Annotated in this window: 15 protein-coding genes; 12 read left to right on the top strand and 3 right to left on the bottom strand. The window is 65.9% G+C overall.

The annotated features are described in order from the left end of the window. Positions 1–38: 38 nt before the first annotated feature. Positions 39–1,172 (bottom strand): GAF domain-containing protein, encoded by a 1,134-nt coding sequence (locus tag AKJ09_RS48495; protein WP_169928565.1) that lies wholly within the window; start codon positions 1,170–1,172, stop codon positions 39–41. Between the two features lie 242 nt (positions 1,173–1,414). Between AKJ09_RS48495 and AKJ09_RS48490 the strand changes: the two genes are divergently transcribed. The 8 genes from AKJ09_RS48490 to AKJ09_RS48455 all read left to right on the top strand — a co-directional run bounded on the left by AKJ09_RS48490 (position 1,415) and on the right by AKJ09_RS48455 (position 10,600). Then, a complete protein-coding gene (locus AKJ09_RS48490; RefSeq protein ID WP_169928564.1) occupies positions 1,415–1,981 on the top strand; it encodes an STAS domain-containing protein in 567 nt (188 codons plus the stop codon). Between the two features lie 266 nt (positions 1,982–2,247). After that, positions 2,248–2,802: a hypothetical protein gene (locus AKJ09_RS48485; protein ID WP_146654663.1), complete on the top strand. Its 555-nt coding sequence runs from the start codon at positions 2,248–2,250 to the stop codon at positions 2,800–2,802. Between the two features lie 100 nt (positions 2,803–2,902). After that, positions 2,903–4,627, top strand: a complete 1,725-nt coding sequence (gene poxB, locus AKJ09_RS48480) for a ubiquinone-dependent pyruvate dehydrogenase (RefSeq protein ID WP_146656295.1) — start codon at positions 2,903–2,905, stop codon at positions 4,625–4,627. 50 nt (positions 4,628–4,677) lie between these two features. Beyond that, complete coding sequence (locus AKJ09_RS48475) at positions 4,678–6,609, top strand: hypothetical protein (protein ID WP_146654662.1); 1,932 nt, start codon at positions 4,678–4,680, stop codon at positions 6,607–6,609. Positions 6,610–6,836: 227 nt separating this feature from the next. Then, complete coding sequence (locus tag AKJ09_RS48470; protein ID WP_146654661.1) at positions 6,837–7,901, top strand: hypothetical protein; 1,065 nt, start codon at positions 6,837–6,839, stop codon at positions 7,899–7,901. 133 nt (positions 7,902–8,034) lie between these two features. Continuing rightward, the gene (locus tag AKJ09_RS48465; protein WP_169928563.1) at positions 8,035–8,616 is read left to right on the top strand and encodes an RNA polymerase sigma factor; all 582 of its coding nucleotides are present in this window, start codon (positions 8,035–8,037) and stop codon (positions 8,614–8,616) included. Next, complete coding sequence (locus tag AKJ09_RS48460; RefSeq protein ID WP_146654659.1) at positions 8,613–9,374, top strand: hypothetical protein; 762 nt, start codon at positions 8,613–8,615, stop codon at positions 9,372–9,374. The genes AKJ09_RS48465 and AKJ09_RS48460 overlap by 4 nt, the downstream gene beginning before the upstream one ends. Next, complete coding sequence (locus tag AKJ09_RS48455) at positions 9,371–10,600, top strand: hypothetical protein (RefSeq protein WP_146654658.1); 1,230 nt, start codon at positions 9,371–9,373, stop codon at positions 10,598–10,600. The genes AKJ09_RS48460 and AKJ09_RS48455 overlap by 4 nt, the downstream gene beginning before the upstream one ends. Here AKJ09_RS48455 and AKJ09_RS53905 read toward each other — a convergent pair. Continuing rightward, the gene (locus AKJ09_RS53905) at positions 10,593–11,360 is read right to left on the bottom strand and encodes a hypothetical protein (protein WP_169928562.1); all 768 of its coding nucleotides are present in this window, start codon (positions 11,358–11,360) and stop codon (positions 10,593–10,595) included. The genes AKJ09_RS48455 and AKJ09_RS53905 overlap by 8 nt on opposite strands. Before the next feature lie 36 nt (positions 11,361–11,396). Then, positions 11,397–11,519, bottom strand: coding sequence for a hypothetical protein (locus AKJ09_RS55870; RefSeq protein ID WP_275936716.1), 123 nt, complete (start codon positions 11,517–11,519; stop codon positions 11,397–11,399). Between the two features lie 156 nt (positions 11,520–11,675). Between AKJ09_RS55870 and AKJ09_RS53900 the strand changes: the two genes are divergently transcribed. The 4 genes from AKJ09_RS53900 to AKJ09_RS48440 are packed head-to-tail and all read left to right on the top strand — an operon-like array spanning position 11,676 to position 16,302. Then, positions 11,676–11,828, top strand: coding sequence for a hypothetical protein (locus AKJ09_RS53900; RefSeq protein ID WP_169928561.1), 153 nt, complete (start codon positions 11,676–11,678; stop codon positions 11,826–11,828). Then, positions 11,825–13,027 (top strand): hypothetical protein, encoded by a 1,203-nt coding sequence (locus AKJ09_RS53895; RefSeq protein ID WP_169928559.1) that lies wholly within the window; start codon positions 11,825–11,827, stop codon positions 13,025–13,027. Before AKJ09_RS53900 ends, AKJ09_RS53895 begins: the two co-directional genes overlap by 4 nt. Before the next feature lie 7 nt (positions 13,028–13,034). Continuing rightward, a complete protein-coding gene (locus AKJ09_RS48445) occupies positions 13,035–14,474 on the top strand; it encodes an RCC1 domain-containing protein (protein ID WP_169928557.1) in 1,440 nt (479 codons plus the stop codon). A 10-nt stretch (positions 14,475–14,484) separates the two neighbouring features. After that, positions 14,485–16,302, top strand: a complete 1,818-nt coding sequence (locus AKJ09_RS48440) for an IgGFc-binding protein (protein WP_146654655.1) — start codon at positions 14,485–14,487, stop codon at positions 16,300–16,302. Positions 16,303–16,458: the final 156 nt, after the last annotated feature.

Below are 16,458 nucleotides of genomic sequence, written 5' to 3'. Positions count from 1 at the left end.
GCGCTCTGCCGCCGGCGAACGTCAGCGTGTTCGGTCGATCAGGAGCTCGCCGATGATTGGCGCTGATGGGCGCGGACCAGCGCGGCGATGCTGCCCATGAGGTAGGCGAAGTTCTCCTCGTCCGGCGTCCACGCGCGGGCAGCTCCGACGTGCTCGTGGCAGACGACACCGACCATCTGGCCATCGACCCAGATGGGCACGTCGAGCATGGAGTTGATGCCCAGCGGCTTCAGGTAGACCTCCGAGAACTCGCAAGTCATTGGATGCTTGTGAGCGTCGTCGGCGGCGATCGTGCGCTCTTCGAGCAGCCCGGCGAAGTACGCGGGGAAGTCTTTCGCGGCGAGCACCACGCCGTCCGAGTGCTTGTCGAGCTCCTTCTCGAAGAGGTCGATGCACGTGATGCCGGACTTGGCGTCGTCGTAAAACCAGATGCTCGCGCGTGCCACGTCGAGCGTCTGAGCAGCGGCCTCGGTGAGCCGGCGGAAGGCGGCCATCGGATCGGAGAAGAGTGCCGTTCGCTGGCTCATGAGCTCGACGAAGACACGGTTGTGCGTGCGCAGGCGCTCGGCATTCTTCTCGAGGGCGAGCGCGGCGCGTCGTCGCTCGGTCACGTCCGAGATGAACGCCGCGACCGAGGTGACGCGGCCCTTGTCGTCGTGGATGGGTGAGAGCGCAACGGAGATCCAGACTTCGTGGGCGCCGAGCGCCACGGCCATCTCGCTCTCGGTCGCACGACCGACCTCGAAGGTCCGACGAATGTCGCGCCCTCGCTGGTCGGCGATGTGCCGTGCGATGGTCTCGCGTACGAAGCCGCTCTTCCCGTTGCCGTAGCGGGCCTCGAGCGATCGTGAATCCCACGCCAGCATGCAGCGCGCGTCTTGATCGAAGACGGCGACCATGGCGTCGTGGAGGGACGAGAGAACGCCCCAGAGCAGCTCTTCGTTGCCCGGTAGCGCGCGCGTCGCGGTGGTCGTCGAGGCCGTCTTGCGCTTCTCGGCCTCGCGACGAATCTCGGTCAGCGCAGTTTCGAATCGGGAAACGTTCTGAGGCGAATCGGGCTCGACGAGCGCGCGCGTGGACGGGATGCGCGTTAGAAGCGCCAGGCGAATCTTTGCGTCGAGTCCGCCGACGGACTCTGCCTGCTCGTAGAAGGATGCGAGACGATCACCCATGTTGCGAAAGCCTCCAGTCGAACGTTGCTCGTGAACCCATGCCCGGCCTATCGTACGGTCGGAAAGCCGTTGTAAGAAGTCCACAGTCCATCTTTCGCCATCTTTCGCCATCTTTCGCCACGAAGTTGTCGAAGAGCGCGGTCCGTCGCGCGCAGTGCCCAGGCGCTGCGGGGGGGGCCCGTTCGCCGTCGCCGTCTTCGACGCAAGTGCGCGGTGGTGCATGTCCCACACGGACACCACGCATGAACGATTCGACCGAGCTTTTCGCCGTACAATCCGACCTCGCGCGCTGCGTCGAGGAGCTCGAACGTGAGCGGGCGGCGCGCCGAGCCGCCGAAGGCCTTGCCGAGGAAGTAAGCCTTGCGCACGCGACGGTGCTCGATGGGCTCGAAGCTGCGAAGGAGGAGATCCTCGCCGCGAAGCGCGAGATCATGCGTCTCTCGAATCTCGTTTTCCCGATCTGGCCGAGCGTCTTGTTGATGCCCGTCATCGGTCGCCTCGACGTCGAGCGGTCGGATCTCCTCTGCCAGACCGTCGTCGAGGAGGCGGCGCGCACGCGCGCGCGAGTGGTCATCCTCGACGTCAGCGGCGTCCCGGCCGTGGATCAGGATATCGCCTACACCTTGCGCCGGTTCGACGAGACGCTTCACATCATCGGCAGCCAGATGGTCCTTTGCGGGGTCCGCCCGGAGCTCGCGCAGATGGCCATGGGCGGCGAACACGACACCGTGAGTGCAGTCCTGCGCATGCCCGTGCGACGAACGTTGAGCGAGGCTCTGCGCTGGGCGATCAAGGCCACGCGGACGTAAACGCGAACGTCGGGGCGGACGCGGCGTGGCTTGCGGAACTCGCCCTGACAACGGCCGAGCTCGAGAAGCTCTTGCCCGTCCACGCCTTGAATCGACGGGCGAACTTCGATTGGCGCCCGCTTTCGCGTGTGGGCAAGGGTGAGGCGAGCGCGCGTGAATGAACGTGGATATGCCATCGCGTGGTTGACTCGATACGACGATATCGGTGTATGAGTCTCGGTCTCCAGCCGCACGGGGTCGAGCGCATGGCTTTAGGGGTGTCTCGCTTGTCTCGTCTGCCTCGTCTGCCTCGTTTGTTCGTCGGACTTGCCGTCGGCGTCGTCGTCGCCGCTTGCACCACGGGATCTCCGACGTCGACGTCGGGCATCACCACCGTGGATCCTTGGAAGAAGGCGAGCGCGCTCACGCCGGTCGAGCGTGCGAGGCTCTGTCACGATTACGGGCGCTACGTCCGCTCGGAGGCCGTCGTCGCGCAGACGAACCGTTACCTGTGCAAGATGCAGGCATTCTTCGACGGCATGAACGCGGCGGAGGACGAGGCCGCGAAGTCCAGGTGCCAGCTGCGCTACGACGAATGCATGGCGTCGTACGAAGGACAGCCGCTCTCGCAGAGCGACGACTGCGGCGGCTTCGTCGACAACCTCGACGACTGCGAGGCGACGGTGAACGACATCGTTCGCTGCGAGGTCGACGTCGAAGCGGCCCGTGCGGAGATTGCTGCGCAGGACTGGTGCGGCGTGATCAAGGCTGGCCCGGGGCAGACGTTCCCGACGGAAGTACACCCCGAGAGCTGCAACCTCGGTGACGTTTGCCCGCGGTAGCGCGCCGACCCGGTCGTGAGCGAGTGACCGTGAGCGCAGCCTCGTCGGCGGTCTCGACCGTCGGGCGGGTGCAAGTTTTGCTTGGCTCGTGGCCGACGCCATGGGCTCCGTCACCGCCGCTACGTTCCTGCTCGAGACCCTGAAGCGCTCGGGGATTCGGCGCATCTACGGCATTGCCGGCGATTCCCTGAATGCCCTCACGGAGGCGATTCGCCGAGAGCGCGACTTCGAATGGGTGCACGTCAGGCACGAGGAAGTTGCTGCGTTTGCCGCCGGCGCCGAAGCCCATCTGACGAAGCGACTCACCGTCTGCGCCGGCAGTTGTGGTCCCGGCAACCTGCATCTCATCAACGGTCTGTACGATTGCCATCGCAGCCGGGTGCCCGTTCTCGCCATTGCCGCGCAGATCCCCACGGCCGAGATCGGAACGAACTACTTCCAGGAGACGCATCCCGAGCGCATCTTCGAAGGGTGCAGTGACTATTGTGCGGTCGTCGCCGATCCCGCGCAGCTTCCACGCATGCTCAAGATCGCGATGGAGACCGCTGTTTCCCGGCGTGGGGTTTCCGTGCTCGTCGTTCCCGGCGACGTTGCTTGGCAGAAGCTCAAAGAGCCGGCCTTCGCACTGCCGATCGCGCCCGCGCCGTCGTACGTGCGTCCCTCGGAACAACAGCTCGAACGCGTGGTGCGCCTGCTCGATTCGGCCCGGCGCGTCACGATCCTCGCTGGGGCTGGATGCTCGGGAGGTCACACGGAGCTCGTCGCGCTCGCCCGCAAGCTGAAGGCGCCGATCGTGCACGCCATGCGAGGCAAGGAGTTCGTCGAATACGACAATCCGTTCGACGTGGGGATGACTGGGCTGCTCGGATTCGCCTCGGGCTATTACGCGATGACGAGCTGCGATTTGCTCCTGGTCCTGGGGAGCGACTTTCCGTATGCCCAATTCTATCCCGACGTGGCGACCGTCCAGGTCGATGTGCGCCAGGAGAACATCGGCCGGCGCACGCGCGTCGACCTCGGGGTCGTCGGGGGTGTCCGCGAGACCGCGGAGCTCCTGCTCGAACGTCTCGTGGAGAAGACTTCGACGGAGCATCTGGAGCGCGCGTTACGCCACTACGCGCGCACGCGAAGGGAGCTCGACGAGCTCGCGACGCCCGGCAGCATTCGAGGATCGGTTCACCCTCAGTACGTTGCGCGGCTCGTGAACGAGCTCGCGGGGGACGACGCCATCTTCACCTGCGACGTGGGCACCCCGTCGATCTGGGCGGCTCGCTACCTGAGGATGAACGGCAAACGGCGTCTGCTGGGCTCGTTCAATCACGGTTCGATGGCCAACGCCTTGCCGCAGGCCATCGGCGCGCAGGTTGCGTTTCCTGGTCGCCAGGTCGTCTCCCTCTCGGGCGACGGCGGCTTCACCATGCTCATGGGCGACTTCCTCACGCTCCGACAACGAAGTCTCCCGATCAAGACGATCGTGTTCGACAACGGTGCGCTCGGCTTCGTCGAACTCGAGATGAAAGCTGCAGGGCTCCGCGAAACGGCGACGGAGCTCGACAATCCGAACTTCGCGACCATGGCCGAGGCTGTCGGCATCCGTGGCATTCGAGTGACTGAACCTCGCGATTTGATGCCGGCACTCGAGGCGGCGTTTCGCTTCGACGGACCGGTTCTCGTCGACGTCGTCGTGAATCGCCTCGAACTATCCATTCCACCGCGAATCGAATTCCAACAAGCGAAGGGATTCGGGCTCTTTGCACTTCGCACCGTCATCGATGGAAAGGGCGCCGAATTGGTCGAGCTCGCGCACTCGAACCTCTGGCGTTGAGTCGACCGTGGAGCGTGATCGTGGCCGATCGATGAGCTACGGTGCGCGCCGTGGATTTGGGGGAAAAGCCGCGGACGCTCGCCCTGAGGGCCATCGGCGCTGCCGTCGTCGTCACGCTGTATATCGTTCTTTTTGCGGGCCTTCACGCGCTTCCGCGCCATGACGCATTCGCGTTCATGCTCGTCTTGGCGGCGAGTTGGTACGTCCTGAAACCCCTCGACGCTCGTCCCGCGTTCGTTGTCCTTGCTGTGATTTGCGTCGCTTTGTCGTGCGGCGCCGTGACTCATCTCTGGTCGACGGGGCATGAAGGGCGCTCAGCCATTCTGCTTGGCATTTATCCATACAGCGATTCTGGCCAGTTCTATTCCGATACCCAACGCCTGCTCGCTGGGCTGCCGTTCGAAATGGCGTCGCGTCGTCCGCTGCATGCTGCGCTGACGACCGCGCTCCTCCACGTGACCGGCAACGATCTGCGCATCGTGCTCATGACTTATGCCGTCGCGATGGGGTTCGGGACGGCCTTCGCTGCGAGCGAAGCGCGTCGCTTCGGCGGGGCGAGCGCCGGGTTCGTGGTGTTTCTGCTCGGTGCCTTCTTCCAACGTCGGTTCGCGGGATTCGTAGCAACCGAAGCGCTCGGCTACCCGCTCGCGGCGCTCGCGTTCGGTCTTCTCTTGCGCGCGGCGGGGGAGAACCGTCAGCGCGCGCGAATCACGAATTTCGTCGCCGGAGTCTTGGCGTTGTCCCTCGCGCTCCTCGCACGCGCAGGTCCGATGCTCGTCGTTCCCGCCGTGCTCGTCTGGGGCACACTGCAGGCGAGAGCGCTTCGCGGTCGGGCCGTGCTCGCGTCTGCAGGGCTCGGAGGAGCCGCCCTTGCTTATGGGATGAATCGATGGATTGCGTCGCACACCTCGAGCGGTGGAGCCTGGGCGGACTTGCCTCCCATCCTCTACGGTGCGCTACACCGCGACGACTTCACGCGGATGTTCGTCGATCATCCCGAGGTCCTGTCCTTGCCTCCGTCCGCACGCTTCTCCGTGATGATGGACATCGTCGGTCGCGCCGCCCTGGCGGACCCGAGCTCGGTCCTGAAGGCGGCATTCGCGTCGGTCGGGTGCTGGCTTGCTCTTCCGCACGGGCTTTTTTCGTACGTATGGAACAATCCCGACGATCACGTGCTCGAAGACGGGGCTCTCCTGCAGCGGCTCGTCCACGAGGTCGGATATGCGGGGCCCGTGATGCATTGGGCGCGAACGCTGGGGCTCTACAGCGTCGTGAATGCGCTGACGATGGGAGCGTGCGCCGCCGTCGTGGTGGTGGCCTTCGTGGTGGGGCTGGTTCGGCTCGTGAAGATGCGGCGTGCGCCGATCGCGTCGCTCGTGCTGTTCGTCATGGCGGGCCTGCTGGTATCGCTCCCGTTCACGCCGCCGTGGATCACGGAAGCGTGCCAATCCCAAGCGGCGATTCTTCCCTTCGTCGCCGTGGTGGTCGGCTTCGCGTTCCAACGAAGGGCCGTCACGATGGTGGTGGCGCCTTCGCCTTCTCCCGAGGGCTCTTCGCGCGCGCCTGTGATCGTCCTCGCGACGGCGGTGCTGCTTGGCGGCGCCGGAATCGCGCTCGTCGTCGCGCGTCCCGAACGCTATCCGCTCGAGGCCTGCAGCAGCGAGAGGTTCGTCGGGCGCGCCGACCCGTCCACGAGGCTCGTCGTTGCGGAGCACGGAGAGGGCGCGTCGATGGATACCGTGGCCCGGAACGTGGCTTTCCTCCGCAAACACAATGCGAGCTACGTTCAGGCGATCGAGGCCGAAGTTCGTGCCGGCCGAGCGCTCGCGCTCGTGTACGACGCGTGTGCAGGCACGGCGCGCCTGGCCGTCACCGATCCAGACGTGCTTCCCGCCGGCGATGCGACTGTCCGGGCGTTCACGTACCGGCCGACTGCCGACCCGATGGTCGTGACCGTCTCTTCGAGCGGCCCCGTTCGCTGATCTGGGAGGAACCGGTCGACAATGCCGACAATGCCAAGGGCCCGCTCGCGATGCTCGCCATCGTCCCGATGATGATGCTCGCGGGGACGCTCGGCGAGTAGGCGACCAATGCGGGGGCAGGGGGCGGGCGCCTCGGCGAAGTCGGAATGGCCGCGGGGAGCTTGACCTCTTCGCGGCTACCACGCTAGCTCGAAGTAGGGATGCGAGGAGCGCGCGGAGCGGGGGCCATGGGTGCTGCCCTTGCGGTCGTCGGCGCTCCCGTGACCAGCGCGCCTGCATTTGCGGCACCGCCGGAGGCCGAGGTGGTCGCCGTCAGCTACGCGACGAGCGAGCAGTGCCCGACGCGCGAAGCGTTCCTCGCGGGCGTTCGGCGATACACGACCCGCTGGCGTGCTCTCGATGCCGACGAGAGCGCGCGCGTGCGCAGGTTTCGCATCGCGTTCGAGCCGAGCGGGGCGGCGAAGCGAGGGACCCTCGTCGTCGAGAACGCGAGTGGACAGGCGACGCGAAGGGAGATCGTCGCGAACGACTGCGAGCGCGTTGCGCGCGGGCTCGCGATCGCGATGGCGCTCGCGCTCGACCCGGCGGCAGAAATCGCGACGCCCGCGCCACCCAAGGAAACCGACACTTCGCCCACGCTTCCCCTGGTCGAGCAGCCTGCTCCCGTCTCCAAGTCGTTGCCCGACGAGGCGGTCGTGCCCGTTGCCGTCCCGCTGGACGCGCCGCCGCCCTCCTCGCCGGTATCGCCGCCAACGCGCTCGCTCCGTTTCGGCGTCGAGGCCAAGGTCGAGCTTGCTTCGGCGATCACGAATCGGCCGGTGCCGGTGCTCGGGGCGGCCTTCGAGATCCACACGGCGCCTCCACGCATGCCGAAGTGGCTCGCGCCATCGTTCGGTGTGGGATTGAGGCAGAGCTTGCCGGCGAGCGTCGAAGCTTCGGCGGCGTCGGCCGAGTTCTCTTGGACGGCAGCCCAGCTTCGCGCCTGCCCGTTGCGATTCGACCTTCTGGCGTCGCGCCTCGAGGTGATGCCCTGCGCGGAGGCCAACATAGGCGTGCTACGGGCCGAAGCGCGCAGGGCGCTCGACGCGAGGCAGTCGACGAGCAGCTGGTTCGATCTCGGAGGTTCGGTGCGCGCGCTCTATCGCGTCAGCCCGTCGTGGGGGATTGGAGTCTCAGGGCTCGTGACGGCGCCCTTCGTCCGCCATCGCTTCGCGCTCGACGACCAGACCCTTCTCTCGCAGCCGCCGGCGGTCGCGATCGCGGGCGGACTGCTGGCCGAGTTCGTGCTCTGAGGTGCGATGCAATCCGCGACAGTGGCGACGTCCGCGCGGAAAAAATAGGCGAAGGAGCGACGATCGTGACACTGCGTAAGTCGCTTGTGATCAAACGCAGCGAACCGAACGCTCTAGGAATGTGCAGGGAGCAGTGCCCATCGACGGAGCCATGGGGCGGGCCGAGCTGATCGCCGACCGTCACGCCAGGTTTCGTACCGCGATCGAGCCGCTGCTCAAGGTCGCCTTTCGCGTGCTCCAGCGCCTCGGCGTCCACGACGGCGAGGTCGACGACGCCCTGCAGACGGTGTTGGTCGCGGCCGATCGGAAGTTCGACGACCTCGCCAATCGTGGCGACCTCAAAGCCTACGTCTGCGCGGCGTGCGTGAACGTCGCCCGGGACGTTGGACGGCGTCGAGCGCGCCAGCAGGTCCGAAACACGTGGCTCGACGATCTCGAAGAGGACCCGCTCGCTCCCGGCGTCGATCCCGCCGATGCCCTCGAGCGGAAGCAGGCACTCGCGATGATTCAGTGGGCACTCGACAACATGATTCCCGAGCGCCGCGAGGTCTTCGTTCTCTACGAGCTCGAGGAGCTCACCGCGCGCGAGATTGCGGAGTACCTCGGCGTGCCGCCGGGAACGGTGGCTTCGCGTCTGCGAAAGGCCCGTGAGGACCTACGTACGGCTCTCGACAGTGTCACGGAAGATTCGTTTTTCGAACAAGGTCTCCGATGAAAGAACAGGGTTTGCCACCTCGCCTGAGCGAGGCGTCGAGTGATTCTCGACTCGCCAAGGCACTACGGATCGCGAAAGACTACGAACCCCCGAAGGCGCGCCTCCAAGATGCGCTGTCGAAGTTCGAAGCGTCGAGAGGCTCGGACCCCACCTCGGGCGCGACGCAGACCGCCTCGGGCGGGTGGCGGCTCTTCTCCGCGAAGACGGGACTCGTCGTCGCCGTCGCTCTCGCCGTCGGAGCAGCACGTGTGATGCACGCTTCGAATACACCGGCGAGCGCTCCGCCAGTAGAAGCCAGAACGCCTGCGCCCGCCGCATCGGCATCGCTCGAGGTTTCCGAACCGAGTTCACCTCCCCAGCCGACGATGAGCGTCGACGACTTGCCCGCCGCGCCCGCGGCGGATGCAAAGTCCGGCGCAGCCTCGACGAAGACCGCGCGGACAGGCACAGCAGGGGCTGCAAATCCCGAGTCGGCCGCGTCGTTCGACGATGAGCTCGAGCTCGTCGAACGGGCTCGTACGGCCCTCGCGAGCGGCGATACCTCGGCCTGCCTGGATGTCCTCGACCGCTATGCACGCGTGATCCGCGGCGGTGTCTTCGAACGGGAAGTCGCCGTCATGCGCATCGAAGCCCTGATGGCGCGAGGTGAACGAGCACGTGCGAAGGCGCTTGGCGAGAAGTTCCTCGCGACGACTCCGAATAGCCCTTACACGGACCGCGTTCGGTCGTTCGTGACGAAGGCGTCGACCTCTCCATGAGTAGAAAACATTCCCGAGCGACCGCCGTCGCCACGACCGTCGCCGCGCTCTGGCTCGGCGGTCTTCTCCTCGGAACCGCGTGCACCTCGCCGGTGGACAGCTTCATCTACCTGGGCAAACCCGAGGCAGGGACGGGCACGTTCGTGACGGCAGACGATGCATCGTCGCCGGATGGCGAGGGCGATTCCTCGGAATCGCCGCTTCTCGAATGTGTCGCCACGACATGTCCTCCCGGATATGCCACGTGCGCCTCCGTCGACGGGCCGCCGTACAAGTGCGGTACCGATCTCATGCGGAATGCCGACAACTGCGGCTCGTGTGGAAATAAGTGTCTCCATTACGATCGCCTGCACATGACGTCGCGCTGCATCGAGGGCAGCTGCGAGATCGAATGCTGGACTCCCGTCGTCTACGGCTATCCGAGGGATTGGCGAAACTGCAATGGCAAGATCGACGACGGTTGCGAAGTCGACATCCTCACCGACGAGCGTCATTGCGGAGCGTGCGGGAACGCGTGCCCCGGGAAGGAGCCGTGCATCGACGGGCGATGCGGGTGCGCGGTCGGGTCCACCAATTGTGACGGCAAGTGCGCGAGGCTCGATTCGGACGATGAGAATTGCGGCGCGTGCGGGATCGAATGCGGCCGGACCGGGCGGTGCGAGCTGCCCGAGGGAGCCTATTACGGTTGCGGTGGTGGAGAATGCGAGAAGCCGAGATGCGAATTCCCGCGCGGCGATTGCAATGGTGATCTCAACGACCCGGACTGCAACACCGACGGCTGCGAGACGCCCGACATCTTCCTCAACGACGACAACTGCGGTGGTTGCGGTAAAAAGTGCAACACCGAGATCGGCGAGGAGTGCGTCAACGAGGGCAACGGCCCCGAATGCGCGATTCCGTGTGCGCGCTTCGGCCAGATTCGCTGCCCGTACGGGGAGTGTCACGACCTCTTGAACGATCCCGACGCGTGCGGCTCATGCTCGCGCGTCTGTCCGCCGGTCGGCGCAAACCAGGCCCGCACCTGTCGCAAAGGCCTCTGCGAGCTCGATTGCCTGCCCGGCTTCGGCGATTGCAACGGGGATCCGAGCGATGGTTGCGAGACGAATCTGATGGCTCACCCAGGCAACTGCGGAGCGTGCGGCAACGCGTGTGACCTCGTTGCCGGCCAACCGTGCATCGACGGCAAATGCCTCATGACCGAATGCGATGCGGGAGGGATCAAGTGATCTTCCCTCGCACGAGAGTATGGTTCTCCGTTTCGGCCCTTGTCGTCGTCTCGACGGGGCTCGCCTCGCTCCCGAGTTGCGCGGAATCCGACGCGACGAACTCGGAAAGCGATGCCTCGTCGGACGTCACGCTCGGTCCGGCCCCCACGGTCGATGCGAGCGATGCGGAGGGAGGCGCCGACGCGGGGTGCGACGCCGCCGACGAGTCATGTGCGCCCGGCGTCGGGTGTGACGTGGCGCCGTGGTGTCCCGTTCCTGCCGACGTCTCGGCCTTCACTGCGCTGACGGCGGTGTGGGGATCGGGGAAGAACGACGTTTGGGCGGTGGGTTCCAACGGCGCGGTGCTCCACTGGGACGGCGCGTCTTGGGTGACGACGCCGACGAAACGCACGAACACGTTCAATGCGGTTTGGGGGAGTGGAGCCAACGACGTCTGGATTGCCAGCGCCACCGACACGATCTTCCACGCCGGCGGCTTCACGGGAGCGTCGACGGCGTGGACGCACGTCCCCACGCCCATCGAGGAAGGGGCCGATGCGCCTGTCTTCACGATGTGGGGGGCATCGGCGGACGGCGTACGCATCGGCGGATGGCCGTTCCACGTATTCGACGAGGAGGTCGGGGCCGTCATCGTGGCCAATACGCTGGTCAAGAAGGTGACGGACGACGGAGGGCTCGAGCTGCGCGGGATCCCCGGCGAACCGATGTTGCTCGGCTCGTGGAGTGCGAGCGCCGACGACATCTGGCTGGTGGCGGACAATTCGCTCTTCGTCGATTGGCAACGATCGTATTCGCTTCACGGTACGAAGGCGCCCGGCAGTGCGGCAATGACGTGGGCCGAAGTCGACACGCGCGCCGCCGTCACCCTCCGCGCCGTCTGGGGAAGTAAGCCGAACGACGTCTGGGCGGTGGGCGACATCGGGACGATTCGTCACGTCACGAATGCCAGCGCGGACGAGTGGCAAGTCGTGCCGTCGCCGACTCACCAGCGCCTGAATGCCATCTGGGGCGCCGCCTCGAACGACGTCTGGGCGGTGGGCGATCAGGGAACGATTCTCCACTACGACGGCAACACTTGGAGCAAGACGCTCGCGGCGTTCCCGCGGGGGCGAAGCCGGACTTGCGCGGCGTCTGGGGCAGCGCGCACGACGACGTCTGGATCGTGGGAGGCGGCTTGGTGCTCCATTACACCGGCGGCGTGTTGGTCGATGCGGGAGGTTCGCCGTGAAGCTCGTTGTTCGAATCGTCGCCACGTGTGCCGCGACGCTTGCCGCTCATCTGGCCATCGCCTGCGCAACGACCGACGACGGCGCGGTGACGAATCCCGAGAACGACGGAGGCTCGTCGCCGGTGCCCGAGGGTGGAGCTCGGCCCGGCGAAGACGCGGGCGACGCTGGCGCGGATGCCGACGCCGTGCCGCGCGAGTGCTCGGACGACGGCTTCTGCCATACCGTATTGCCGAAAAACCAGACGCTTCGTGCGGTCTGGGGCGACGGCAAGGGCGTGGTTTGGGCGGTCAGTGATCAGGGCGCCGTTCTTCGCCGAGAGCAAGGCGTATGGAACGTGCACGCCACGTCGCTCGGTCGCCTCACCGCGATCTGGGGGAGCAGCCCGACCGATCTCTGGGTGGGGGGCGAGAACACGCTCTTCCACGGGACGGGGGCGAGTCCTGCCTCGCTGACCTTCGCGCCGACGCCCATTCCGATGGGGGACGTGAGCGTGATTTGGGGAATGGGCGCGTCGGACGTTTGGGCAACCGTCACGAGTCCCGCCGGCGCCAGGTTGCCGTCGCACGTTCTCCACTATGCAAAAGCCGACGCGTCGAGCGAGCCGTCGTGGCAAGACGTGACGCCCGCGGTGGACATCGACTTCGAATACCTCTTTGGAAATGCGGAGACGGGGATCTGGCTGATCGGTAGCAAAGACGACCCGAAGCTCTTCGCTCGCATTTCGAACGTGTTCCGGAGGCCGCCGGGCGCCGTCGAGTTCGAGCCGATCATGGCGCCGCCGGACGGCGACGAGCCCGCGATTCCCTGGAACTTCGGTCGCCTCGGTCGCGGAGCGGTCATTTCGAATACGTCCGTCGTTCTCCAAGGCCGAACACCGTCGCAGGAGGACGGACTCATCACCTTCGGGACCAGCTCGAACGGCGGGCAGACCTACGACTTCCGCGTGGAACACGACGGCCTGCTCGAATCACTGTTCACGTATGCGATCGCGGCGTTCGCGCCCAACGACCTCTGGACCTTCGGAGAGATGGGGCAGATTCGCCACTGGACGGGCACCGAATGGGTGACCGCTGCACTGTCGGTGACGAAGTACCCCGTCGTCTCCCCGTTCTTCGATGTCTGGGCCATGTCGTCGAGCGACTTTTGGGTCGTTGGCGACAACGTCGCTCTCCATCACGACCCTTCGAAGCAGAAGTGAGCGAGCGATGAAAGTACGGGTCCAGACCATCCTGTTCGGCATCGTGACTTCGTCGACGGCAGCGATCCCGATGGTGCTCGGTATGGCTGCGTGCGCAGGCGACGACGAGCGTCCGACGACCTATGCCGAAGATGCGACGTCGGAGGGGACCGATGTCGTCTCCGACGCCGGACCGGCGCCCGAAGCGAGCTCGGATGCGAAGCCTGCCGTCGATGCGCGCGCGCCCTTCGACGGTGCCGCGGAGCCGGTGACGTGCACCGCGGGGACCGCGAGTCCGTGCGCGGTCGAGCTGGTCGCCGGCGATCATCACTTCTGCGCGCGGCTGAGCGATGCCACCGTGCGCTGCTGGGGAGCGGACATGTTCGGGCAGCTTGGTCGTGGCGAGTCCGGTGGGCCTTCGCCCGATGCCGGCGCGATGCCCGCTGTCGTTGGACTCACCAACGTGGCTCAACTGTCCGCCGCGGGCGACGTGACGTGCGCCTTGCTCGACGACGGTTCGATCGCTTGTTGGGGAGCGAACCTCGCCGGCACGCTCGGCCTCGCCGTCGATCCGGCGGTTGCCGACTTCGATCCGCATCCCACTCCGGCGCAGGTGGAGCTGGGCGGCGCCACGGCGTCACGCGTCGACGTCGGCCACGGAAACGTGTGCGCTCTGCTGACGACCGGGGCGCTCGTCTGCTGGGGCGACACGCAGTCACGCAAGCTCGTTCGCACGGGCGTCGACGAGGGGATCATCGTCGGACCCGGCCCAGCCGAGCTCGATGCGAGCGGCTACACGCGGACCTTTGGCAGCTCGAACACCATGTTCGCCCTCGGCAAGTCCGGAGGCGTGTTCGTGTGGGGCGCAGTCGCAGGGGACCTCGGATTCCTTTCGGGCCGTCTCTCGTCGCGGAGCCCGGAGTCCGTTCCGAAGCCGATCGACGAGCTGTCGAACGTGACGAGCTTTGCCGCTTCACCCATTCTCTTCCGCCAGCGCACTGTGCCCAATCACCCGCGGCCGGTGGAGGTCCCGTACGCACACGCTTGCGCAATCGCGAACGGCGAAGTGTTCTGTTGGGGCCGCACCTTTGGTGGCGCGCTCTGCACGGGAATGCCCGACAACGAAGCCCTGGCGAAGCGTGCGCCCATCGATTCGATCGAGTGGCCTCAGCAGATTGCCGTCGGCGACGACACCACCTGCGTGCGCATGAGCGATGGCCAAGTCCAGTGTTGTGGCGACAACGTCAATGGTTCGCTCGGCACCCCGAACGTCGGCGCATCGTCGGCGTTCTTCGCTCCGGCGACCGAGGTTCACGAGCACGTCGTCCACCTTGCCGCGAGCCAGAGCAGCTATTGCGCGCTGGTGCAGGGGGGCACCGTGGAGTGCTGGGGGAGCAACGCCTGGGGCGAGCTCGGAAGCGGGCCGGACTACGTCGCTCACGCGACTCCCACGAAGATCACGTTCTGAGAGGCTCGACATGCATTCCCGTCTCGGCTTGGCAAACACGTTCGTGATTCTTGCGAGTGCTGGAATCGCCACGTCGCTCGGCGCCGCGTGCTCTACCGAACGTGATTCGTTCGGACCCGACGCGCCGGCCTCGTTCCAGGAAGCGGGCGCTCCCGACGTCGCCACGTCGCCGTGCGGATATCGCTGCTCGGCCGATCTCAAGAAGGTCATCCAGACGTGCGGAGCCGAAGGCGACAAGGTCGTCGCCGAGTGCGGACCGGAGCAAGGTTGTGGCGTCGACGGATGCGTCGATGCATGCGAGTCCGCCGCGCTCTCCAAGGGCTCGGTGGGATGCTCTTTCTGGACCTTGCCCGCCGAGGACATCGGCAACGGAGCCGGTGGTTGCTTCGCGGCGATGCTGGCCAATACATGGGATCGGCCGGTGACCCTGAAGGCCGAGATCGGCAGCGAGCCGCTCGACGTGTCAGGCTCGGTCTACACGGCGGCACTGAAAAATGGACGTCCGGTCTATACCCCTCTCAACGGCCCAATTCCGGTGGGCGAGGTGGCTCTCGTCTTTCTCTCTCAGCTCGACAATCCGTCGGACCCGACCATTCCGCTTTGCCCTTCGGGAATCAAGCCGGCGCTGTCGATCGACCCTATTCGACACGGGACGAGCAAGACGCGAGCGTTTCACCTCGAAACGGATGCGCCCATCTCCGCGTATTCGATATTTCCGTACGGCGGTGCGGAGAGCTACTACCCGACGGCGACGTTGCTCTTGCCGGTCTCTTCCTGGGACACCAACTACATCGCCGTCCAAACCGGGCGTGTCGGAATCAATACCAATCCCCTGGCTGACTGGCGCACGCTGCAGATCGTCGCGAACGAAGACGGGACGGAGGTCTCGATGCGTCCGGTCGACTCCGTGCTTCAAGGCACCGATGTGGCGCCCGCCGGCGGCGGAGTTCCTCAAACGTGGACGCTCTCGCGCGGACAAGTCCTGCAGATCTCACAGCTCGCCATGCTCAGCGGGAGTCCGATTTCGTCGAACAAGCCCGTGGGCGTCTTTGGTGGATCGACGTGTATCGAATTTCCGAACGACTATGGCTGGTGTGATCTCACCCAACAGCAGATCCCGGCGCTCTCCCAGTGGGGGACGGAATATGCGCTCGTGCCCTACGAGCCGCGCGTCCAATCGCTGACGTCCGCTCCGCGAGAGAACGTTCCGTGGCTCTTCGTCGGAGCCGCCGACGGCACCGTGTTGACCTACGATCCGGCACGTCCGCCGGGCGCGCCCGACTCGCTGTCGGCCGGCCAGGTCGTCGTGTTCATGACCGACGAGCGCGCGGTGGTGAAGAGCCAGGACTCGAAGCACCCGTTCTACGCCGGCGTCCAGATGACAGGCGCGAACTTTGGCGGAGGAAGTCCTACGCCCGGCATCGTTCCCGGCGATCCCGACTTCGTGAATGTCGTGCCGTCGGACCAATTCCTCTCGCGGTACGTCTTCTTTGCGGATTACACGTTTCCGAACACCACCCTCGTGGTCGTGCGCCGCAAGACGGCCGACGGGTTCCGTCCGGTCACGCTCGACTGCGCAGGCGAGCTCACGAACTTCAATCCGCTCGGCGCGAAAGGGGAATACGAATATGCCTTCGTCGGCCTCACGAAAGGGGCTGTCGAGCAGTCCTTCCCGGCCGGCAAATGCGGCTATGGCCGTCACGAAGCTTCGAGCGACGGCCCCTTCTCGCTCACCGTCTGGGGCATCGGCAAAGACGCCAGCTACGGGTACGCAGGTGGAGCGGGCAGCCGTCCAGTGAACGACGTCTCCCCGATTCCAGTGCGCTAGCCGCAATGCCGTTCGGATAAGCAGACATCGGTCTGACACCGATGAATCCGGCCTGAGATTTTTCACAGAAGGGCGGAAGGGCGGAAGTTTTTTTGGCGGAGAGCCGACCAATCGCGCGGCACCGCGTCGGCATTGGCGCAATTCAATTCCCCAGCA

The organism is Labilithrix luteola (assembly GCF_001263205.1).
GTDB lineage: Bacteria > Myxococcota_A > Polyangia > Polyangiales > Polyangiaceae > Labilithrix > Labilithrix luteola.
This window is presented reverse-complemented; position numbering and strand designations above follow the sequence as displayed.